13 protein-coding genes are annotated in these 13902 nt (G+C 34.7%); 6 read left to right on the top strand and 7 right to left on the bottom strand.

All coding sequences use genetic code 11. The features are described from left to right. The first annotated feature begins 118 nt into the window (after positions 1-118). The gene (locus ACHRWY_RS11690; protein ID WP_395354750.1) at positions 119-1237 is read left to right on the top strand and encodes a M57 family metalloprotease; all 1119 of its coding nucleotides are present in this window, start codon (positions 119-121) and stop codon (positions 1235-1237) included. A 204-nt stretch (positions 1238-1441) separates the two neighbouring features. Next, positions 1442-2422, top strand: a complete 981-nt coding sequence (locus tag ACHRWY_RS11695) for an acyl transferase (RefSeq protein WP_395354751.1) — start codon at positions 1442-1444, stop codon at positions 2420-2422. A gap of 14 nt (positions 2423-2436) precedes the next feature. Here the strand turns inward: ACHRWY_RS11695 and tyrS are convergent, their stop codons facing one another. Continuing rightward, positions 2437-3741 carry a tyrosine--tRNA ligase gene (gene tyrS, locus ACHRWY_RS11700; protein ID WP_395354752.1) on the bottom strand — a complete coding sequence of 435 codons (1305 nt, stop codon included), beginning with the start codon at positions 3739-3741 and terminating at the stop codon, positions 2437-2439. 191 nt (positions 3742-3932) lie between these two features. Here tyrS and ACHRWY_RS11705 point away from each other — a divergent pair, with 191 nt between their 5' ends. Further along, positions 3933-4934: an NAD-dependent epimerase/dehydratase family protein gene (locus ACHRWY_RS11705; RefSeq protein WP_395354753.1), complete on the top strand. Its 1002-nt coding sequence runs from the start codon at positions 3933-3935 to the stop codon at positions 4932-4934. A 1-nt stretch (position 4935) separates the two neighbouring features. Here the strand turns inward: ACHRWY_RS11705 and ACHRWY_RS11710 are convergent, their stop codons facing one another. Genes ACHRWY_RS11710 through ACHRWY_RS11720 form a run of 3 tightly spaced genes read right to left on the bottom strand, consistent with a single transcriptional unit; the run spans position 4936 to position 7492 of the window. Next, positions 4936-5406, bottom strand: a complete 471-nt coding sequence (locus ACHRWY_RS11710; protein WP_395354755.1) for a DUF4296 domain-containing protein — start codon at positions 5404-5406, stop codon at positions 4936-4938. A gap of 9 nt (positions 5407-5415) precedes the next feature. Next, a complete protein-coding gene (locus ACHRWY_RS11715) occupies positions 5416-6756 on the bottom strand; it encodes a dihydroorotase (RefSeq protein ID WP_395354756.1) in 1341 nt (446 codons plus the stop codon). Positions 6757-6766: 10 nt separating this feature from the next. After that, a complete protein-coding gene (locus ACHRWY_RS11720) occupies positions 6767-7492 on the bottom strand; it encodes a polyprenol monophosphomannose synthase (protein ID WP_395354758.1) in 726 nt (241 codons plus the stop codon). 105 nt (positions 7493-7597) lie between these two features. Here ACHRWY_RS11720 and ACHRWY_RS11725 point away from each other — a divergent pair, with 105 nt between their 5' ends. The 3 genes from ACHRWY_RS11725 (at position 7598) to ACHRWY_RS11735 (ending at position 9941) form a co-directional block, all read left to right on the top strand. Further along, positions 7598-8275, top strand: coding sequence for a DUF4271 domain-containing protein (locus ACHRWY_RS11725; RefSeq protein WP_395354760.1), 678 nt, complete (start codon positions 7598-7600; stop codon positions 8273-8275). Positions 8276-8289: 14 nt separating this feature from the next. Continuing rightward, complete coding sequence (locus ACHRWY_RS11730; RefSeq protein ID WP_173965978.1) at positions 8290-9039, top strand: uroporphyrinogen-III synthase; 750 nt, start codon at positions 8290-8292, stop codon at positions 9037-9039. A 431-nt stretch (positions 9040-9470) separates the two neighbouring features. Then, on the top strand, positions 9471-9941 hold the full coding sequence (locus ACHRWY_RS11735) for an Lrp/AsnC family transcriptional regulator (protein WP_041518480.1): 471 nt from the start codon (positions 9471-9473) through the stop codon (positions 9939-9941). Positions 9942-10350: 409 nt separating this feature from the next. On the opposite strand, the gene ACHRWY_RS11740 is transcribed toward ACHRWY_RS11735, so the two are convergent. The 3 genes from ACHRWY_RS11740 to ACHRWY_RS11750 form a co-directional block, all read right to left on the bottom strand. Further along, on the bottom strand, positions 10351-11043 hold the full coding sequence (locus ACHRWY_RS11740) for a zinc metallopeptidase (protein WP_395355093.1): 693 nt from the start codon (positions 11041-11043) through the stop codon (positions 10351-10353). 86 nt (positions 11044-11129) lie between these two features. Next, entirely contained in the window at positions 11130-11765 is a 636-nt protein-coding gene (locus ACHRWY_RS11745; protein WP_395354761.1) for a response regulator, read from the bottom strand. Next, positions 11758-13770, bottom strand: coding sequence for an ATP-binding protein (locus ACHRWY_RS11750; RefSeq protein ID WP_395354763.1), 2013 nt, complete (start codon positions 13768-13770; stop codon positions 11758-11760). The genes ACHRWY_RS11745 and ACHRWY_RS11750 overlap by 8 nt, the downstream gene beginning before the upstream one ends. Between the last annotated feature and the right edge of the window lie 132 nt (positions 13771-13902).

The following is a 13902-nucleotide window of genomic DNA, read 5'->3' on the forward strand; positions in this document are numbered from 1 at the left end:
TTATTTTTTTTTAACAAGATTAATATTAACTATTACTTAACTTAAAGATTGACTTAAAAATACAGGTTTTTTTATTTTTATATAAGAATTTTTTTATAAACCTTAAAAAACCCTTAAAATGAAAATCAAAAAAATTATTCTAAGCTTGCTGACATTGTGCATGGTATTTTCCTGTGAAGACAGTGAAACCGACTCAAACCTTAGCTCAAAATCGGCCATTCATGATTCACCGGTTGTACAAAACCTACTCAAATTAGGCTACAAAATTGAAGATATTAAAGAAACTGAAGATTTCTATTTAGTACAGGGAGATTTAATTTTTTCTAAAAATTTAAATGATTATAAAAAAGGCGAAACCAACAGGCATGCCTCATCAAATAATTTGGTATCACAACAATATCGTGTAATTACTGTTGGAATTGATAGTTCTATTCCTCAAAGCGGGAAAAATGATTGGCGTAGTGCTATTACATCAGCAATGAGTAAGTGGTCTGATTTATCAGGAAATTCAATAGCATTTGTCCGTTCTTACGATCCAAATCCGGACATTTTAATCAAAAGCGATAACAATGCGTTAGGTTCTAATGTTATCGCTGCGGCTGGATTCCCGCTTTCAAATGGAAAAGCGTTCAATGAAATTTTGATTAATTTTGATTTTTACAACAATCTAACGGTATCAGAAAACTCTAAAATATACAATATGGTTCATGAACTTGGCCATTGTATTGGTTTTAGACATACAAACTGGGAAGGAGAAGGTCTTTACGATCAATACGGAAATCTTATTGGAGCAAACTATATCCCGAATACCCCTTCACAAGACGCAAATTCTGTTATGAATGGAGGAACAGCCCTGAACTCATGGAATGGTTTTTCGTCTTATGATGTAACAGCTGTTAATTATTTATACCCTGGCTTAGCTTGCAACAGTCGCCTTAGCGGACCAGCAGAAGGCACCTGTGCCTATGACAGATACAATGACCCAATACGATATAACGTATATACAATAGGAACAAAACAGACTGTTTTTGATGAAAGCAATACAAGCTGGCAAGTTTCAGGCAATTCGTTAGAAATAGTTTATACCTCCAGCAGCGCCTGCGAAGTAAGAGTAAAAGCCAATAACACCACATGGCCAGCCACAGGAATTATTACGAAAACATCTGGCGCGGCAGGCTGCATTACAACTTACAATGTATCGTTGGGCAATTGCATAAATTATTCCTATTCAGATTAAAAATAAAATCATTTACAAGATAAAATCAAAAGCTCCACATGGAGCTTTTTCGTTTTCAGCAAAATCAGGGCCTACCGTGTACTTTTAAAACATTAAAAACCAAAAGAAACTTCTAAAAAACTTAGCCCAGATTAAGCATACTGAAAACCGGTGCTCAGACTAAAAACTATTTACAATTATACTTACCTTTGCACAAAAAAAGTTTTGATTACAGCCAACGATATATTTACGATTTCGAGTCAGAAACAATTTGAAAAAACAGCTTTAAAAGTCTTTCGTTTTCAGCATGAGAATAATTCTGTTTACCGTGACTTCTGTGATTTTTTAAAAGTAAATCCGCAACAGGTAAAATCACTGGCACAAATTCCTTTCTTGCCTATTCAGTTTTTTAAAAGCCATAATGTAGTTTCCAATAACGATCCTGCACAGGTTACTTTTACCAGCAGCGGAACTACCGGAATGATTACCAGCAGACATATTGTAACCGATGTTTCCCTATATGAAGAAAGTTATCGCAAAGGATTTTCTCAGTTTTATGGCAATATAGAAGATTATGTTGTTTTAGCTCTTTTGCCGTCTTATCTGGAACGTAATGGCTCTTCATTAATCTATATGGTCGAAGACCTGATAAAACTATCCAATCAGCCTGAGAGCGGCTTTTATTTACACAATCACGACGACTTAATAAAAAAGTTAACAGCTTTAGATGAATCCGGGCAAAATGTCATTTTAATCGGAGTTACTTATGCCTTACTAGATTTGATTGAAAAACATCAATTCAATCTTCAGCATACTATTATTATGGAAACCGGCGGAATGAAAGGCCGACGTAAAGAAATGATTCGTGAAGAATTGCATGACCAGCTTTGCAAAGGTTTTGGCGTAAATGCCGTTCACTCTGAATATGGCATGACCGAACTTCTGGGACAAGCATATTCTTTAGGCGAAGGTGTTTTTGAATGTCCGTCCTGGATGCACATTTTAGTGCGCGATCCGGAGGATGCATTAACGTATGTAAAAAATGGAAAAACAGGCGGAATCAATGTTATAGATTTAGCCAACATCAATTCATGTTCATTTATCGCTACGCAGGATTTAGGCAAAAAAAATCCCAACAACTCTTTCGAGGTATTGGGACGTTTTGATAATTCTGATATTCGCGGTTGTAACTTAATGGTGTTATAATCACAAAAAATTACTTAGTCATTCTCTACATTGATCACAAAATATTTTTTCTTTTTACCAAATTGAACTAAAATATACTTATCAAAAAATACATCCTTTAAAGTCAACAAGGTCTCAACCTGAACTTTTTCTTTATTAATAGAAACCGCATTACTTGAAAGCGCTTTTCTGGCCTCGCCTCGCGAGGTAAAAACACCGGTCATGTCTGACAATGCAACTACAATATCCAAACCATTCATTACATCAGATTTTTTAATTACCGGCTGATCGAATTCAGAAAAAATGTCTAAGAAAAACGCTTCTCCTTCATTTTTTAAACTTTCAATAGTAAAATTTGAAAAAACAAACTCAGACTTTCTAATGGCATCTTCAAGCGCCTCTTCTCCATGAACAAAAATTGTAATTTGTTCTGCTAACTTTTTTTGCAAAATTCGCACATGAGGAGCCTCTTTATGCTCTACAATCAATGCCTCAATAATTTCTTTATCCAGAAAAGTAAAAATCTTAATATATTTTTCAGCATCAACATCAGTTGTTCTTACCCAAAATTGGTAAAAATTATATACCGAAGTCTTATCTGCATCCAGCCAGACATTTCCTCCTTCAGATTTTCCGAATTTTGATCCGTCTGCTTTTGTAATTAATGGCGTTGTCAGGGCAAAAGCTTTAGCACCTTCGCCTCCCATTCTGCGTACTAATTCTGTACCTGTGGTGATATTTCCCCATTGGTCAGAACCTCCCATTTGCAAAACGCAATTGTTATTTTTATATAAATGATAAAAATCGTAACCCTGAATTAACTGATACGTAAACTCTGTAAAAGACATTCCTTCGCCTTCTCCGGCAAATCTCTTTTTAACAGAATCCTTCGCCATCATGTAATTTACGGTGATACGTTTTCCAACTTCACGTGCAAAATCAATAAACGAAAATTCTTTCATCCAGTCATAGTTATTTACCATAACCGGGGCATTTGCATCTTTTGAATTAAAATCTAAGAAACGGGATAAAACACTTTTGATTCCTGCAACGTTTTTAGCCAAAGTTTCTTCGTTCAGCAGATTTCTTTCATCAGATTTCCCCGATGGATCACCAATCATTCCGGTTGCACCCCCTACCAAAGCGATAGGCTGATGACCAAAATTCTTTAAATGAACCAATAAAATAATCTGAACCATACTACCAATATGTAGTGAATCTGCCGTTGGATCAAAACCTATATACGCTGTTGTTACTTCTTTCAGCAATTGTTCTTCCGTTCCTGGCATGCTGTCATGGTATAACCCGCGCCACTTTAATTCTTCAACTAGGTTCTTCATTTTTAAAATAATTTGTGCAAATGTAATCAATGTCAATATCAAAATCAAAAAGCAATGGTAATATCAGTGCCAACAACAACACCAAAAAACAATTTCACCTTTAAAAAATCAATTTCAAGACAAGAAAAACCTTTGCAACTTTGAGCCTTTGTATCTTTGCACCTTTAAAAGCAAAAAGTTATCTTTACAAAATGGTATTAGTAACTGGAGGAACAGGTTTAGTCGGCTCGCATTTATTGCTTCATTTAATTGAAAATGGAGAAAACGTCCGGGCTGTTTACCGCAACCCAAATAACATTCAAAAAACAAAAACGGTTTTTGAATTGTATCAAAAAGGAGGCTTATTTGAAAAAATCAACTGGCTTGAAGCCGACATTCTGGATGTTCCTTCGTTAGAAATAGCTTTTGACAACATTGACTACGTTTACCATTGTGCTGCTTTAATTTCATTTGATCCCAAAGATGAAGATGCCCTTCGAAAAACCAATATTGAAGGAACAGCGAATATGGTTAACTTTTCTATTGCGAGAGGCATAAAGAAATTTTGCTTTGTAAGCTCTATAGCAGCTTTAGGCGACCTGGCTTCACATGAAACTTATATCACCGAAGAAACAGACTGGAATCCGGAGAAACCCCATAGTGATTATGCCATTTCTAAGTATGGTGCCGAAATGGAGGTTTGGCGGGGACTTCAGGAGGGTTTAGATGTGATCATTTTAAATCCGGGAGTCATATTAGGACCAATTCCAAAAACAAAAATTTGCGAACAGGGAAGTGCAGAACTCTACCAAAAAGTGGCAAACGGACTTTCGTTTTATACGCTTGGAAACACTGGCTTTATTGCTATAAACGATGTGGTAAAAATTGCTTTTGAGCTAATGAAAAGCGACATTAAAAACGAACGTTTTACATTGATTGCCGACAATATTGTTTTTAGGGATATCCTGAATACCATTGCCGATACTTTAAAAGTAAAAAGACCAGGCATTCACGCAAAGCCCTTATTCATGAATTTCCTTTGGATTGCTGACGGGATATTCTCTACTTTATTTTTTCAAAAAAGACGCCTTACAAAAGCAACCGCCAAAGCTTCTTATTCCAAAAACCTGTATACGAATGAAAAGATAAAAACCGCTCTTGGAACGGTTTTTCTGGATGTGCATCAATACATAAAAGACGTTTCGAAGTTGTAAACTACCTGTCTAATGGCTGCTGTCTGTTTATTGCATCAATTTCTGCCTGTGTCAAAGGTTTCTTAACCGCATCTTTAACAGTGTCTTTCCCTTTCTTTTTAGCTGCTTTTGCTGCTTTTTTCTCTTCTATTTTTACTATTGAATCTGTTGCTCTCTGTTTGATAGCCAGCCGTTTTCCAATTTCGTCAAACATATCTTTATAACTTTCATAATCAGTAGCATAGTATTTATTGCTTTCTGCAAATTGCAAGCTGTCGACTTTGTATTTTTTTAAAATAAACTTCGTAGGATTTGTTTCATTTGAATCTAAAGAGATTGGATTTTGATATTTCATGGCTTCCAAAAGCGATAAATCATACATAATATCAATCATTTTTCCTTTCTCAATAAGTTTTGCAGGTTGTTTGACCAACTCTTTTTTACAACTTACAGAAAGAAACAAAACCAATACTATTACTACACAATTTCTCATTTCAGTTTTTTATCTATCAAACAATAATCGTTTTCCTGCACGAATGTCTTTTACCTTAAAGTTATTATACACCATTTCGCCATTTACAAAAGTATGTGTAATTCTCGATTTAAAGGTATAATTTTCAAAAGGGGACCATCCGCATTTCGCCAGAATATTTTCCGGCTTAACACTCCAGGGTAAGCTTGGGTTCACTATTACTAAATCGGCAAAATAGCCTTCTTTTACAAAACCTCTTTTTTCGATTTTAAAAATTTTTGCCGGATTGTGGCACATTTTTTCTACGATTTTCTCCACCGAAATTTTTCCCTGATGATGCGCCTCAAACATTGCGACAACAGCATGTTGCACCAACGGACCTCCGGACGATGCGTTTAAATAGGATTGCATTTTTTCTTCTTTGGTATGGGGCGCATGATCTGTAGCAATTACATCAATACGTCCGTCATTCAAAGCTTTCCAAAGTTCCGCTCTGTCTTCAGCCGTCTTCACCGCAGGATTCCATTTAATGAAATTCCCTTTTGTTTTGTAATCTTCATCAGTAAACCAAAGGTGATGTACACAAACTTCTGCTGTAATTTTTTTGTCTTCTAATGGAATTTTATTGGTAAACAACTCCATTTCTTTTGCTGTCGAAAGGTGAAAAATATGCAAACGTGCTCCCGTTTTTTTAGCCAAAGCAACCGCCTTTGAAGATGAAATATAACAAGCCTCAGCACTACGGATCAGGTTATGCGCCGTTACCGGAACATCTTCGCCGTATTTTTCTTTAAACTCTGCAAGGTTATTTTTAATGGTCGTTTCATCTTCACAATGTACTGCAATTAACATAGGCGTACTTGAAAATATTTTTTCTAAAGTTGCTTCGTTATCTACCAGCATATTTCCTGTTGACGAACCCAGAAAAATCTTGATTCCGGCAACATTTTTTGGATTTGTTTTTAAAACTTCTTCCAGATTATCATTGGTTGCTCCCATCATAAACGAATAATTCGCAAATGATTTTACGGCTGCAATTTGATATTTATCTTCAAGGATCTCCTGAGTTACAGCATTTGGAACTGTGTTAGGCTGCTCGATAAAAGAGGTAATTCCCCCTGCAACTGCCGCTCTTGATTCTGATTCTATATCACCTTTATATGTTAATCCCGGTTCTCTAAAATGAACCTGATCATCGATTGCTCCGGGAATTAAATAACTTCCTTCGGCATCTATCACTTTACAATCGGATGTTTTTAAGCTAATGCTGTCAGAAACCTCGACAATTAAGTCGTTTTCAATCAAAACATCACCTTCAAAAATAGATCCTTCGTTTACAATCTTAGCATTTTTTATTAAAATCCTGTTCATCTTCATTACTTTATAATGTATTGACTAATTTTTTTAATCGAAGTGAAATTACACCCAGAATAGCTTCTTTGATAATGGCATTGCTCATTTTCGAAACACCTTTTGTTCTGTCTGTAAAGATAATCGGAACCTCTGTAATTTCAAATTTAGCACAATAGGTCCTGTACTTCATTTCAATTTGAAATGCATACCCTACAAATTTAATTTTGTTCAGGTTAATTTTTTCCAGCACTTCCCTTTTATAACAAACAAAACCTGCTGTTGCATCATGAATTTTCATGCCGGTAATAAATTTCACATAAACCGAAGCAAAGTAGGACATTAAAACACGGCTTAAAGGCCAGTTTACCACGTTTACGCCAGTCACATAACGAGATCCGATGGCCAGATCGGCTCCGCCAAAATGACAAGCATCAAACAATTTTTCAAGATCATTGGGGTTATGCGAAAAGTCGGCATCCATTTCAAAAATAAAATCATATTTGCGTTCCAATGCCCATTTAAAGCCATGAACATAGGCAGTACCTAAACCGGATTTTTTTGCCCTTTTTTCTAAAAACAACCGGTCCGGAAATTCTTCCTGCAGTGCAACTACCTTATTGGCAGTAAAATCAGGAGAATTATCATCAATAATTAAGAGATGAAAAGGCTTATGTTGTGAAAGTACGGCTCTAACTATACTTTCTATGTTTTCAATTTCGTTATAAGTGGGAATTATGACAATACAATCATTCATTTTTCGGAGTAATTTCACCGCAAAAGTAAACTTTTTATAGCATTTGATTCATAATAAATTTATAATAAAACTATTGAGACAAAAAATTACTAATTTTGCATCGTTATGATTGAACAACTTCACCCCCGAATTCTGGAAAACAAAGACTGGGCAACGCTTTTATTTGTGTTGACCTTTGCTGTTGTGGCTATGACAAAATCAGCTTATGAAACCAGATTTAGCGAATTTAGCAAACTTATATTTTCAGACAAATACGCCAAAATTTACCGGGATAACAACCATTTAAAAAGTAGTTTTACGGTTGGTTTATTCTTTGTACAAATTGTTTCGTATGCTTTTTTCATTCAGCTTGCGATGCATATTCTTGAATATCCGGGAAAAACAGATAAAACTGATTATATTTTATTCATTCGGATTGCTACGTTTTTACTTTATTTTATTTTGGGAAAATTTTTAATCGAAAAAATTGTGGCGACTTCATTTAATATTGATGAATTTGCAGACCTTTTTAACCTACAAAAAGTCACTTACAGAACATATATTGGCGTTTTAATCCTCCCTATTAATGCTATTTTGTTTTATTATGACAATATTCCCAAAATTATACCGCTTGCAATCATAGGTATTTCGCTGTCTATCAGCCTATACTCGTATTTTATTTCAATAAAAACGTATCAAAATGCAATAATCGGTAAGTTATTTTATTTTATTTTATATCTTTGCGCTCTTGAAATAGCCCCTTATTATTTCATGTATTATTGGATTACAAAAGAGGTGGCTTAGTAAATGTTTATAATATGAAAGTGAAAACAATTTTGGTGTCACAGCCTGAACCTAAAGTGGAAAATTCTCCTTACTTTGAGCTCCAACAAAAACACAAAATAAAAATTGATTTCAGACCATTTATTCATGTGGAAGGGGTTAATGCAAAAGAGATCCGATTACAAAAAATCGATCTTAATCATTATACTGCAATAATTTTGACCAGCCGTAATGCGGTGGATCATTTTTTTAGAGTAGCAGATGAAATGCGTTATAAAGTTCCTGAAGGATTGAAATATTTTTGTCAATCTGAAGCAGTTGCTTTTTACCTGCAAAAATATGTAGTGTACAGAAAGCGAAAAATTTATGTGGGAGCAAAAGATTTTGCAGATTTATCTCCTCTTATCAAAAAATACAAAGACGAAAAATTCCTGTTGCCGGCATCTGATCAATTAAATGCTGACGCACCTATTACATTAAATAACTTAAAAGTAGACTGGGCACAAGCTGTTTTTTACAAAACTGTAATGAGCGACTTATCTGACCTTGCAGATGTTTATTATGATGTTTTAGCCTTTTTTAGCCCAACCGGAATCAAATCATTGTTTAAAAACTTCCCTGATTTTAAACAAAACGACACCAGAATTGCTGTTTTTGGAAGCACAACTCAAAAAGAGGCTCTTGACCATGGTTTAAGAATTGACATTCTTGCCCCAACTCCTGAAACCCCTTCAATGACAATGGCTTTAGAAAAATACATTAGCGAAGCAAACAAAGGAAAATAATCCTTAAAAAAATATTCCCGTCGCTTCGGGATTAGAAATTCCAAATTTCAACTTTATGGTTGAGATTTGGAATTTTTCTTTTTTTAATTAAATTCTGCAAAAGATCCTTATCAAAAGCATCTTACCAAAGTTAGTCTTCGTATTTGTTACCATCCCAAAAGATGAAAGAACTACACAATGACTTCAACCATTAGAACGCCATTAGTACAACCTTCTAGTATCACCATCAGTCCCGCAAGCCTGAAACCCCGGGATATTGAAACAACATTGATTTTCAAATGGTAAGAAATATTAAATTTTGATTTTCCTGGTTTACAGTGAAAGCTTGGAATTTAAAAAAATTTGAAGTTTTATTTTTTACAGCATTTTAACTACATTTGATTTCTAACTAAAACCCAAACAACTATAATTAGTTTCAAATTACAACTCAAATGAAAATCAACTCCCTAATAATTGAAATTGACGGTATCGACAAAGAAATTCTACGTTACTTAATGGATGATGCCCGAAAACCTATTTTGCAAATCGCCAATAAAATAGGCATTTCCGGAGCTGCAATTCATCAGCGTTTAAAGAAACTGGAACAATCCGGAGTAATTTCGGGTTCGAAATTTACAGTAAACCCAAAAGTACTGGGCTATAACACAATGGCATTTATTGGTGTTTATTTAGACAAAGCTTCCAGAAACTCTGAGGCTGTAAAAGATTTAAAAAAGATTCCGGAGGTTTTAGAGTGCCATTATACTACCGGAAACTGGTCGGTTTTGATCAAAATCATTTGTCGGGACAACGAACATTTAATGCAGCTCCTCAATACTAAAATACAGGCTATTGAAGGCGTTTCAAGAACTGAAACCTTTATTTCGTTAGACCAGCAAATAGACAGGCAAATTCAGCTTTAGAATTATAACAGTGTCAATTTGAAAATGAGATCATTTGAAAAACACCATGATTAACATTAGAACCGAGATTAAAACTCTATTATTTTATATAGGTTTTATCGCCATAACCTGTTTTACCGGAAGCATTGAAAGAAGTAGTCCACACGGTCCCGGATTGAGCACTATTCTTTTTTTACTATTAATTCCGATAAGCATAATTTACACTTTGGTTCTTTTTTTTAAGTATTACAAATCCGGGAACAAACAATATTTAAACTCTGTTTTGATCATCTCCGCAATATGGGTTTCAATCTTTCTTATTGCTGAAATATTGTAACTAAAAACAAACAAGCCCAACAGATTTTAAAAATCTGTTGGGCTTGCCTAAATTGACTTATTCGCTAATTAGTTAATCCGTAAATTAAAAAACTTAATCTCTTCTATTATTACTTCCTGCGTAAATCGAGATATAGTACAACAACGTTGCAATTGAACCCAATGCTGCCACCAGGTAAGTTCTTGCTGCCCATTTTAAAGCATCTTTTGCCCCGGCCTGTTCTTCCTGCGTTAACATGTGTTTATTTTCTAACCAGGCCAGCGCTCTGTTACTTGCATCATATTCGACCGGTAAAGTAATAACCGAAAACAGGGTTGTTACTGCAAAAAGGATTATTCCGACTAACAATAAGTGAGGAAACACCTGAATCATTAAAATCCCTGCCAATAAAACCCATTGCATGTAATTTGATGCAATACTTACAATAGGCACTAATTTAGAACGCATGTTTAGCCATTCATACCCAATTGCATGCTGAACGGCATGTCCACATTCGTGAGCCGCAACAGCTGCAGCCGCTACATTACGATGATAATACACGACCTCGCTTAAGTTGACCGTTTTATCTGCCGGATTATAATGATCCGTCAACTGACCTGCAGTCGAAATAACGCGTACATCTGTAATTCCGTGATCAGCCAGCATTTTTTCAGCAATTTCGGCACCGCTCATATTGTTCCTTAACTGCAATTTAGAGTATAATTCGAATTTGCTTTTTAGTCTTGCGCTAACCAACCAGCTGCTAAGCATAATTAGTCCCGCAATAATTATATATCCGCCTCCCATATCTTTATATTTTTTTTGATTGAACTTAAATTTACAAAACAAATCGCAATTTATGAACCAATTCAAAAAAAATGACATTTTGACATTTAATCTAACAAATTGTTTTTCAGCAATAATGTAATTAATTCCGCTACATTTTTAGTTTTATACTTCTGCAGAATATTACGCCTGTGGGTTTGAACGGTTAAAAAACTCAGAAACAATTCATCAGCAATTTCCTGTGTTTGTTTTCCTTTTGAGAGCAAAAGCGCAATATCTTTTTCTCTGCGACTCAGACTTGGTACTTTCTCCAAATCTTCAGATAAAGGCTGGCTAATAATAGTTTTCACCTCATCACTAAACACAATTTCGCCTTCTATGGCTTTATAAATACATCTTTTAAATTCTTCAAACGATGCACTTTTAAGAATGTAACCATTTCCACCGTTCTGAATAAACTGCATAACGAGACTTCTTTCAGACTGGCTGCTCATACCAATGATTATCACTTGCGGGTATTTCTGTTTAATAGCCTTACACAAATCGATTCCGGTTATTACAGGCAAAAAAATATCCATTAAAATTAAATCTGCCCCATTCTTTTCGATATAATCAAGCAGACCGATTCCGGATTGCATTTTCTCTGCAATCTCCACATTCTCTAAATCTGAAAGCAATCCCGAAATGCCTGAAATCACTATAGGATGATCATCAACCACAACCATTTTATATTTTTTACTCATTTTCCTGATTTTCATTAATTACATTCAATTCAATATAAACTGATGTTCCCTGATTTATTTTGCTGTCAATTTCTAATTTTCCGTTCAGAAATTCCACACGGTTATGAATATTTTTCAAACCCATTCCGTTTTTGTTTCCCGGATGTGCAACATCAAACCCAAGTCCGTTATCTTCAACCGTAATAAAAAACACATCCTTATTTTGAGAACACGAAACCAGGACCTGCGAGGCATGGGCATATTTTAAAGCATTGTTCAGCAACTCCTGAATAATCCTGTAGATCATAATCTCGTAGTTTTTTGGCAGTTTTGATTTTTTAATTAGATATTGAAATTCAACTTTAGTAGCGGTATTTGAATTTGCCGCGCACAAATCTCTTAAGGCATGCTCCAGACTGAGTTCCAACAAACTTTCGGGCATTAAATTTTGTGATATGTTTCGAAGTTCTTTAATTGAATTATCCAACAGGACATCGACATTGCTGACCGCTTCAGCATTTTCTTTTCTTGCAAGGTTCAAATGAATTTTTACACCCGAAAGCATGCTTCCAAGGCCATCGTGCAAGTCCCTGGCAACCCTTTTTCGTTCCATTTCCTCGCCCTGAATTAAAGCTTTGGAAACCGAAAGTTTATGGCGGTTTTCAAAAGCGATTAAATCCTGTTTTAAATTAATTTCCTTTTGGGCACTTAGTTTCTTTTGGTTTTTATTAAAAATCCACAAAAACAATACTGTCAGAAATAAGAGAAACGAAAGCACCGCAAACAGAATTGTATTCAAACGGGTATTATTTACCATTAAAACTGCCTTCTCATTTTGCGATTGCAGTAAACTGATTTTTTTCTCACTTTCGGCTTTTTTGTATTTTGCTTCGAGTTCTACAATTTCGCTTTGAAACTTCGTATTGTTTATACTGTCATTTATAGTATTGTATTTGTTTGAATAAAAATAAGCTTTATCATAGTCTTTTGTCGCATTATACACTTTAGCCAGTTCCTTATAGTAATTCTTCTTCTCTACAATAAAAGGCGTTTTTTCTATAAGATATTCTAAATTACTTTTGGCCTTTTCATAGTTTTTTAGCTTAAAAAGCACTTCATACTCGGCAAATTTCAAGCGATTCAAAGCAACGGCATTCTGATGTTTTTCCGCAGATTCCATTCCCTTTTTATAACTTTCCAAAGCATTAGAATTCTTATTCTGTTTTGCATAATACAATCCTTCCGAATAAAAATAAGAATCGTTTAGATTAGATTCCGGAAAATTTTTCAAAGTAGAAAATGCCTTGTCCAATACTTTTTTCGCATCATAAAAATGTTTAAGCTCAACGAGATTCTCCGCATTCATAATATAAGTTTCCATTTTTGACTCTGCGACCGTTGGTGTTTTTGTTATTGCTCTTTCAATATAATTTTGCGCTTCATTTAAATATTCACTTGCCTTTTCACGTTCACCGGTAGTCATAAAAATAACAGCAACTGCTTTATATAAACCGCTTATAAGTTCATAATCACGGCTTTTTTTAGCAATAGGAATAGCTTCATTGACCATCAGTTTCATATAACCCTTCCCATTATTTCTTCGCTGCTGCAAAATGCCGTAATTGTGCAGAATGCTTGCGCGGAATCTGTAAGCGTCAGTATTATTATATTTTTTAAGTTTTCTATTGGCCTCAAGAAGCGCGCGCTCAAATCCGTCTTCATCACCTTCATCCATAAAGATAAAAGAGTTATAATAAAGCGATATGTCGTTTAAGTACGGAAATTTACTTTTGAGCCTGTTTGCCTGGGCGAGGTACTTTTTAGATTTTTCACTATCCTGAACGATTAAATACATTTTTGACAACCTAAAACTATAAAGACTTTTCAAACTGTCTGACTTTATGTTTTTAGTGACTTCAGCAATACTGTCAATGTAAGCAGAATGATTTTCTAAGGAAAGAATAACTTGTGCATGTGTAACGGCAGATAAAAATAAAAAAAGTATAAAAAAGTAGATTTTCTTCATAAAGTGTTATTTCCTCAAATTTATCAAATTAAAAAACGATTCGAAAAAAAAATATGCTCTTTTACCTGATATCAGGTAGCGCAAAATGCCTTTTATCAGGTATTGACCTCTCTTTAATAAGCACTTAATTTT

The sequence above is a fragment of the Flavobacterium sp. FlaQc-48 genome, from assembly GCF_044007335.1.
GTDB lineage: Bacteria > Bacteroidota > Bacteroidia > Flavobacteriales > Flavobacteriaceae > Flavobacterium.

Excerpts from the sequence above, each read along its gene's own strand:
- ACHRWY_RS11690 (WP_395354750.1), top strand. The coding sequence starts at position 119 with ATGAAAATCAAAAAAATTATTCTAAGCTTGCTGACATTGTGCATGGTA.
- tyrS (WP_395354752.1), bottom strand. The coding sequence starts at position 3,741 with ATGAAGAACCTAGTTGAAGAATTAAAGTGGCGCGGGTTATACCATGAC.
- ACHRWY_RS11705 (WP_395354753.1), top strand. The coding sequence starts at position 3,933 with ATGGTATTAGTAACTGGAGGAACAGGTTTAGTCGGCTCGCATTTATTG.
- ACHRWY_RS11710 (WP_395354755.1), bottom strand. The coding sequence starts at position 5,406 with ATGAGAAATTGTGTAGTAATAGTATTGGTTTTGTTTCTTTCTGTAAGT.
- ACHRWY_RS11715 (WP_395354756.1), bottom strand. The coding sequence starts at position 6,756 with ATGAACAGGATTTTAATAAAAAATGCTAAGATTGTAAACGAAGGATCT.
- ACHRWY_RS11720 (WP_395354758.1), bottom strand. The coding sequence starts at position 7,492 with ATGAATGATTGTATTGTCATAATTCCCACTTATAACGAAATTGAAAAC.
- ACHRWY_RS11725 (WP_395354760.1), top strand. The coding sequence starts at position 7,598 with ATGATTGAACAACTTCACCCCCGAATTCTGGAAAACAAAGACTGGGCA.
- ACHRWY_RS11730 (WP_173965978.1), top strand. The coding sequence starts at position 8,290 with ATGAAAGTGAAAACAATTTTGGTGTCACAGCCTGAACCTAAAGTGGAA.
- ACHRWY_RS11735 (WP_041518480.1), top strand. The coding sequence starts at position 9,471 with ATGAAAATCAACTCCCTAATAATTGAAATTGACGGTATCGACAAAGAA.
- ACHRWY_RS11740 (WP_395355093.1), bottom strand. The coding sequence starts at position 11,043 with ATGGGAGGCGGATATATAATTATTGCGGGACTAATTATGCTTAGCAGC.
- ACHRWY_RS11745 (WP_395354761.1), bottom strand. The coding sequence starts at position 11,765 with ATGAGTAAAAAATATAAAATGGTTGTGGTTGATGATCATCCTATAGTG.
- ACHRWY_RS11750 (WP_395354763.1), bottom strand. The coding sequence starts at position 13,770 with ATGAAGAAAATCTACTTTTTTATACTTTTTTTATTTTTATCTGCCGTT.